This is a genomic window from Streptomyces parvulus (genome assembly GCF_014648855.1).
GTDB lineage: Bacteria > Actinomycetota > Actinomycetes > Streptomycetales > Streptomycetaceae > Streptomyces > Streptomyces parvulus.
In genome coordinates, this window is record NZ_BMRX01000037.1 from 1 (window position 1) to 6,678 (window position 6,678).

Sequence of the window (6,678 nt, forward strand, 5' to 3'; positions counted from 1 at the left end):
CCGGTCCTCCTCCACCACCTCGGTGAGCTCGGCGACGAAGTTCCTGTCCGCGCCGGGCAGGGCGAGCTGCCAGGCGAAGCGGCGCTCGTCCAAGGGCTGAACCAGGCGGACGTGACTCAGGAACGACGGCCACCTCGTCACGTCGCTCCACAGGGACCAGGTCACGGAAACAGGGGCGTTGATGTCGACTGTCTCTACCAGGGAAGCCGTCACGCGGCACCTTCCTCGCTCGCTCGGGCCTGGGCTTCGGTCTACCGCAGGCGGTACACGGATGGGTCCCTGCTACCCGTAAGGGGTTTACGCACACGCGACCGGAACGGCCACCGGCCCCCACAGGAGCCTCGGGCCACGCGGCGATCGGGGCCGAAATCGCCTCGGTCGGGGAGCCCGTGTCCACTGCGTGGGCGGGACGGAGACGGTGAGGGGCAGGGCGGCGAGGAAGGCGGAGCAGGCGGCGCACGCACAGACCTGAGCCTGAACCGTTGGCAGTGGGGTGAGACACCGTCATCACTGTCGCCCCTCCTTATCGACCACCCGAGCACAGGCGCCGCGGCGGGAGTGAGGGATGCAACATCAAATTTTGGATGATGATCATCATCCAGATGCTAATTTGATGACTCACGTACAACTGCGTGGAGCGTCACCGCTCCACCAGGATCAAGGAGTTACGCATGCCGCTCAGCTCACGGCTCGCGAGCCTCGGGCAACGGAAGTCCGTAAGACTCGTGTCGCTTCTCGTGGCGCTTCTCGTCGCCACGACTTCCCTCATATCCGGGATCGGACCGGCGAGGGCAGACACCAGGGGCAACGTCGGTCACGTCTGGTTCGACGCGGTGGCCAACCCCGACCAGTCGGCCCAGGTGCGGTACAGGTCCTTCATCCAGAGCCTGAGGGCAGCGGCAGGACACCAGTACCGCGGGGGCGTCAGCATCACGCAGTCCGACGGCGGCGACACCGTCCCCGCTCTGATTCGTGTCGACGTCAACCTGCCCCCGGCCAACGGGCAGGCCGCCTCGCTTCGCCTCTGGCTCTCCCCCGGCAACCTCTACCTGCGCGGATTCACCACGCAGAACAACGAAACATGGTCGTTCAACGACTACAATCTCCAGGCCACGATGAACGCCTTGAGGCACACCACCGGTGCAGGACTGCTCCCCCCGGCGAACGCCCGCTACGGCACGCTCGGGCACAACAGCAATTACGCTCAGATCGAGCAGTGGGCCCAGACCAACCGGGACGACCTGACGTTCAACTACAGCAACTTGTGGAACTCCTTCTTCCAGCTGGCCTACGTCACAGAACCCACCTCCGGAACCACTCCGCGGGCCACAGCCCGATCGCTCCTCTTTATGACCCAGTTCGTCTCCGAAGCGGCTCGCTTCCACGACGTCTTCGGCGTCATGAACGACATCGTGTCGAGCCGTACCGCCTCGTACCGCGGCATCGGGGAGCTGCAACACTCGTTGGAAAATAACTGGGGCCCCCTCTCCCGGTTCGGCGTCGACATCACCAACGGCACCTACGCTGCCCCCGTCCAGGTGAACGCCACCACCCGCGTAGAGACCTGGGAGCACGAGACCCGGTACGTCGCCATGCTGCTCGCCCCGGGCAACTCGGGCTGAGCAACGGAAGCACCGACCGTCAAAGAGCCCCTTGACGGTCTCGGCCGAGTGCGTCCATCCAGAGCGACAGCACTCGGCCGGCCTCCGGGCCCGACCGCATAACGCCCGACTGCTCCATTGCCGTTTCAGCGGCCTGCCGAGCAGCACCGCTTGGAGGGCGGCGCAGGGAGCTGGGTCTTCTTCGCTCCCGCTTCTTGGCAGCGCGCTGGTTCAGCGCCTTTTCAGCGACGCTGTGCTGCTGTTCAGGCAGCTGTCCGACTGTGTGGGCAACACTCAGGGGACCACTTGCCGAGCGATCGGGCGACTGCACGCTGAGAGCCGTGTACGTCGACCAAGCGCTGCAGGGCTCGTGCTTCGTCGAGAGGCTCGAGGTTCTCGTATTGGACGGCCGCGGTGAGCGCGGTCTCCAAAAGGGTGTCGGCGTTTCCGACGAGGGAGTCGTCGACGTGGACAGGGACGTCATCAAGGCCTGCGAGCCTATCGCCGGCGAGGCAACGGTTGCCGTCGACGACGACGTAGTGCGCCGTCCTGAGGTCTGCGGCGCGCTTGGGATGGGCTGCATGAAAGGCCTCCCGGTGACGACGGTGAGGGGCTGGATGATGCCCTTGCCTGTCCGCCACCTCCTCTATGGCCGCGAGGCTGGCCCGCGGGTTGTACGGGTTCGGAGCCAGCTGCTCTACGGGAACGCGCGGGGTTTCGTTGGGGGCCTGACGGGGGCTTGCCGGCAGCGCGGGGGCTTGGCCCGCGAAGGCCGAGAAGCTGGCGGCGCGGCTGCTCATGGGCTGGGCTACTGCGTCGAAGTTGGCGGATCCGCTGAGAGCGTCGGCTTTGCTCATGTCAGACTCCAGGCGATCTCACGCATGGGGTGGGCTTGGTGGGAGTCGGGGGCGTAGGCAACGAGCGCTCTTTGAAGCCGTACGGCTTCGCTTTGTTCCTTCAGATCGCCGATGACTGCGAGGACAGGGGGTGTGCCGAGGCTCTTCCATGTACAGAAGTAGACGACTACCGTTCGGGCGTCCCCTTCGACTACGCCGGAACGGTCGCCGAAAAGTACAAGGGAACCGTGTTCACCGAGGCCCGCGTAGAACCGAGCATGAGCCAGAGCGACCCGGCTGTCGACGAAAGCGCTCTGCACATCTACGACGCGCAGAATCGGGCCGGAGCGGACGTTCCCGTCCCGGCCGAACAAGACCGTCCCCGGCGCGACAGAGCCGCTGCACCGGCTCATCGACGCGGACGAGCAACAGAAGAATCGCAGCAAGTCCACAGCGACCTGCAAACGGTAGCCCTGGAAGGCGGCGCCCAGCAGCGCCAGGAGGTGCCCGTGCTCGGCGGCCCAGCCGCGCGGCGCGGCGTAGGCCTTCCTCCCATGCGACGTCGAAGTGCGACGAAACCATGTCCGGCGCCCTGCTGATCAGAGGCTCGCCCGATCCTCGATCACTCCTCGGCGGTCAGTCCTTGCAGGGGGCCGGAGACCAGGGCTCTGGTGACGAAGTTCGCCAACTGTGCCCGCATTCCTTCCCGCGGAATACGCTCTTCTCCGGCCAGGTGCTCGACGAGGTCGGCTCGTGTGGCGGCGAGCAGGGCATGGGCGGTGAAGTCGCTGTTGGTCAGGCCGGGGATCTGCTCCAGTACGGTTCGGAGCAGGTGGTGCCACCGCTCGTAGTGCTCCGCGCGGTATGGGCTGCTGCTCCCGCCTTCCTCCAGGGCCAGCGCGAGGCGCCGGTTGTCGAGTTTGAAGCACAGGATGGCGTCGAGCAGGGCGGGTACGCGATCCCGCGGTGAGGTCGCGGGTCCCAGGGGTGCTGGGCCGGTCTCAACTGCCTGCCTGATCGGTTCGAGCCGTGCCTCGTACAGCGCACGGAGCAGCCCGGCGCGATCGCCGAAGGCTCGGAAGAGTGTGCCCTTGCCGACGCCGGCCGCAGCCGCGACGTCGGCCATGGTGACGTCTTCGGGACTCTCGCGGCGGGTGAAGAGGGCTTCGGCGGCCGCGAGTACGGCCTCCCGGTTGCGGATGGCGTCCTTGCGAGACGACTGGCGGGCGGGCATGCCGCTCCTTCCATTTGTAAAACGGACCCGTGGTCCGTATCGTTGAAACGGACCCAGGGTCCGTATTCTATGTTTTGGAGGACACCCATGTCCGCACCGACCTCCCCGGCGGAGCTGTACCGCCACAGCCTGCGGCTCCTGCTCGACAAGAACGTTCCCGCGTGGGTCGCCCTGTGGGCCGAGAACGGCCTCATGGAGTTCCCCTTCGCCCCCGACGGCTGGCCCAGGCGTCTGGAGGGCAGGGAGGCCATCGCCGCCTACATGCACCACTACCCCGACCACATCGACCTGCACGACTTCCCCGACCTGCGGATCCACCAGACCACCGATCCCCAGGTCATCGTGGTCGAGATGCGCGGTGTCGGCCGCCTGGTCGAGAGCGACACCCCCTTCGACATGACCTACATCGCCGTCGTGACCGTTCGAGACGGGCACATGTCTTCCTACCGCGACTACTGGAACCCCCTCGCGGTCCAGGAGCCCGGCGCCGACTTCACCGGGAACAGCCGATGACCACCGTCGGCACCACTCTGGTCATCGGCGCCACCGGCACCACCGGAAGTCGCATCGCCGCACAGCTGAGGGCCGCGGGGCACCGCGTCAAGGCCGCCAGCCGCCGGGCCATTCCGGTCCCCGGCACCGAGCCGACCCCCTTCGACTGGCACGATCCCGCCACCCACGCGGCCGCCCTCGACGGCGTCGACCACGTCTACCTCATTCCGCCCTTGGGCGACTCCGACCCCGCGGTGACCATGCTGCCGTTCCTCCATCAGGCCCGCATTGCCGGCGTGCACCGCGCGGTGCTGCTGAGCTCCTCGGCCATCCCCGAGGGCGGCCCGGCGGTAGGAACGGTGCACCAGGCTCTGCCCGATCTGTTCGAACAGTGGGCGGTACTGCGGCCCTCGTGGTTCATGCAGAACTTCACCGGCACGCACGCGCACGCCCGTAGCATCCGCGACGAGGGCATCATCTGGACCGCCACCGGAAGCGGCCGGGTCGCCTTCGTCGACGCCGAGGACATCGCGGCCGTGGCCGTCCGCGCGCTGACCGACGAGCAAGCACCCAATATCGATCTAGTCCTCACCGGCCCCGAGGCACTCAGCCACGACGACGTCGCCGCGATCATCACCGAGGTCACCGGCCGGGCCGTGATCCACCGTCGTCTGACCTACGGTCAGATGCACGATCGCCTCACGACGCAGGTGCCGGTGGAGTTCGCCGCAATGCTGGCCGGCATGGACCGTGCCATCGCTGGAGGAGCGGAGGACCGCGTCACCGACACAGTCCAGCGCATCACCGGTCGGCCCCCGCGCACCTTCCAGGCCCTCCTCGAGAGGGAGATGCGATGCAGCAGCTGATGTCGCAGGACGATCAGCAGTTCTGATGTGAAGCCTACGCAACCTCGGCCCGGCCACCTACGGCGGCTCGGACATCGGTGCAATCGGCGCAAACGCCGCCCAGGTCACCTCCGGCGACTACGACGGCTGGCACGACGCCCGGCTGTCCACCGCACGCCAAGCTTCTGGAGGCCGAAGCCCGCGCAAGCCACCCCGTCAGCGCGAGGGACGGGCTGCTGCGAGGCAGACCCGGAGTTCGAGATGAGTCGAATTTCGGCTGCACGGGCCCCCGACTGTCCGCGCGTTGAGTTGAGCTCCGATCATCCGCCGGTATCCCTCGACCAGCGGAGCACCGGGCTTCATCTCGGGGCCGGCGTCCGCGGGGAGCCGGCGCGTTCGGTGCCGGCCCCCGCGTCCGTCACGCAGCAGGTCGCGGTCGGGGGGGATCTTCCCTGCCGGGCACGCATGCTCATGCCCGACCGCCCCTCTGCCACACGTCGTTGACTTATTTAGCTAATATCACTAGCTTGTAGCTAAGAAAATTAGCCGCACGGCTGATGTCGCTAGCCTTGGAGACGCCATGACCGCGCACCTTTCCGTCGACGGTGGCACGATCGCCTACGAGGTCGAGGGCTCGGGCCCACTGATCGTCCTCGCGCACGGCATGGGCGACCATCGCGCCGCCTTTCGCGCCGTGGCCCCGCACCTCGTCGCAGCGGGCCACCGCGTCGCCGCGGTCGATCTGCGCGGCTGCGGCGAGTCGGGGGCCGACTGGACGGACTGGAGCCGCACCGCCATCGCAGGCGACCTGCTCGCGCTGGTCCGCCACCTGGGCGGCCCCGCGGTGCTCGTCGGTCACTCGATCTCCGGTGGTGCCGCCACCATCGCCGCGGCGACGGCCCCGGAACTGGTGACCGCGGTGGTCGAGCTGGCACCCTTCACCCGCAAGCAGTCGATGGGCCTGAGCAGCCTGCGCAGCAAGCGCCTGCGCCAAGGCATGCTGCGGCTGGCGGGGGCGACCGTTCTCGGCAGCGTGCCGCTGTGGCTCTCCTACCTGAAGGTGGCCTACCCGGGGGCGCGGCCCGCCGACTTCGCCGAGCGGCTCGACCGCATCGCTGCGTTGCTGGGCGAACCGGGCCGGATGAAGGCGCTCCAGGCCATGGGCCGCACCACACCCGCTGATGCCGGCGCCCAACTCGCCCACGTCCGCTGCCCCGTCCTGGTCGTCATGGGCACCGACGACCCCGACTGGGCCGACCCCCATGCCGAAGGAGCGGCCGTCGTCGAGGACCTGCCCACCGGCCTCGGCCGCCTCGAAATGATTGAGGGTGCGGGGCACTATCCGCACGACCAGTACCCTGACCAGGTGACTTCGCTCATTCTCACCTTCCTCCGAAAGGTCACCCCCCGTGCCTAGGGCCGGTCTGGACACCCCCACCGTGGTCGCGGCCGGTGCGCTCCTCGCGGACGAAGTGGGGCTGAGCCGCCTGACCATGGGACTGCTCGCCGAGCGCCTGGGCGTCCGGCCCCCCTCGCTGTACAAGCACGTGAACGGGCAGGAAGACCTCGTCCGGCGTATCGCGGTGTTGGCGACGGAGCAGGCCGCCGACATCGTCGGCGGCGCGGTGCGGGGAGTCGCGGGACGTGACGCCCTGGCCGCCGCGCTGCGC

General features: G+C 68.0%; 8 protein-coding genes. 6 read left to right on the forward strand and 2 right to left on the reverse strand.

The features are described from left to right. A partial coding sequence (locus IE108_RS34485; protein ID WP_308433834.1) for an SRPBCC family protein occupies positions 1–213 on the reverse strand: 213 nt, incomplete at its 3' end. A 458-nt stretch (positions 214–671) separates the two neighbouring features. Here IE108_RS34485 and IE108_RS34490 point away from each other — a divergent pair. Continuing rightward, the gene (locus tag IE108_RS34490; protein WP_064732420.1) at positions 672–1,622 is read left to right on the forward strand and encodes a ribosome-inactivating family protein; all 951 of its coding nucleotides are present in this window, start codon (positions 672–674) and stop codon (positions 1,620–1,622) included. Positions 1,623–1,942: 320 nt separating this feature from the next. After that, positions 1,943–2,515, forward strand: coding sequence for a hypothetical protein (locus tag IE108_RS34495; protein ID WP_064732419.1), 573 nt, complete (start codon positions 1,943–1,945; stop codon positions 2,513–2,515). A 544-nt stretch (positions 2,516–3,059) separates the two neighbouring features. On the opposite strand, the gene IE108_RS34500 is transcribed toward IE108_RS34495, so the two are convergent. Continuing rightward, positions 3,060–3,671 carry a TetR/AcrR family transcriptional regulator gene (locus tag IE108_RS34500; protein WP_064732418.1) on the reverse strand — a complete coding sequence of 204 codons (612 nt, stop codon included), beginning with the start codon at positions 3,669–3,671 and terminating at the stop codon, positions 3,060–3,062. Positions 3,672–3,758: 87 nt separating this feature from the next. Here IE108_RS34500 and IE108_RS34505 point away from each other — a divergent pair, with 87 nt between their 5' ends. The 4 genes from IE108_RS34505 to IE108_RS34520 form a co-directional block, all read left to right on the forward strand. Next, positions 3,759–4,184, forward strand: a complete 426-nt coding sequence (locus IE108_RS34505) for a nuclear transport factor 2 family protein (RefSeq protein ID WP_064732417.1) — start codon at positions 3,759–3,761, stop codon at positions 4,182–4,184. Then, positions 4,181–5,029: an NmrA family NAD(P)-binding protein gene (locus tag IE108_RS34510; RefSeq protein ID WP_064732416.1), complete on the forward strand. Its 849-nt coding sequence runs from the start codon at positions 4,181–4,183 to the stop codon at positions 5,027–5,029. Before IE108_RS34505 ends, IE108_RS34510 begins: the two co-directional genes overlap by 4 nt. Before the next feature lie 559 nt (positions 5,030–5,588). Next, the gene (locus IE108_RS34515) at positions 5,589–6,425 is read left to right on the forward strand and encodes an alpha/beta fold hydrolase (RefSeq protein ID WP_064732415.1); all 837 of its coding nucleotides are present in this window, start codon (positions 5,589–5,591) and stop codon (positions 6,423–6,425) included. Between the two features lie 22 nt (positions 6,426–6,447). Next, on the forward strand, positions 6,448–6,678 hold a 231-nt coding region (locus IE108_RS34520; RefSeq protein WP_189397841.1), incomplete at its 3' end, for a TetR family transcriptional regulator.

Coding starts and splice junctions, on each gene's coding strand:
- IE108_RS34500 (WP_064732418.1), bottom strand. CDS start 3,671: ATGCCCGCCCGCCAGTCGTCTCGCAAGGACGCCATCCGCAACCGGGAG.
- IE108_RS34505 (WP_064732417.1), top strand. CDS start 3,759: ATGTCCGCACCGACCTCCCCGGCGGAGCTGTACCGCCACAGCCTGCGG.
- IE108_RS34515 (WP_064732415.1), top strand. CDS start 5,589: ATGACCGCGCACCTTTCCGTCGACGGTGGCACGATCGCCTACGAGGTC.
- IE108_RS34510 (WP_064732416.1), top strand. CDS start 4,181: ATGACCACCGTCGGCACCACTCTGGTCATCGGCGCCACCGGCACCACC.
- IE108_RS34490 (WP_064732420.1), top strand. CDS start 672: ATGCCGCTCAGCTCACGGCTCGCGAGCCTCGGGCAACGGAAGTCCGTA.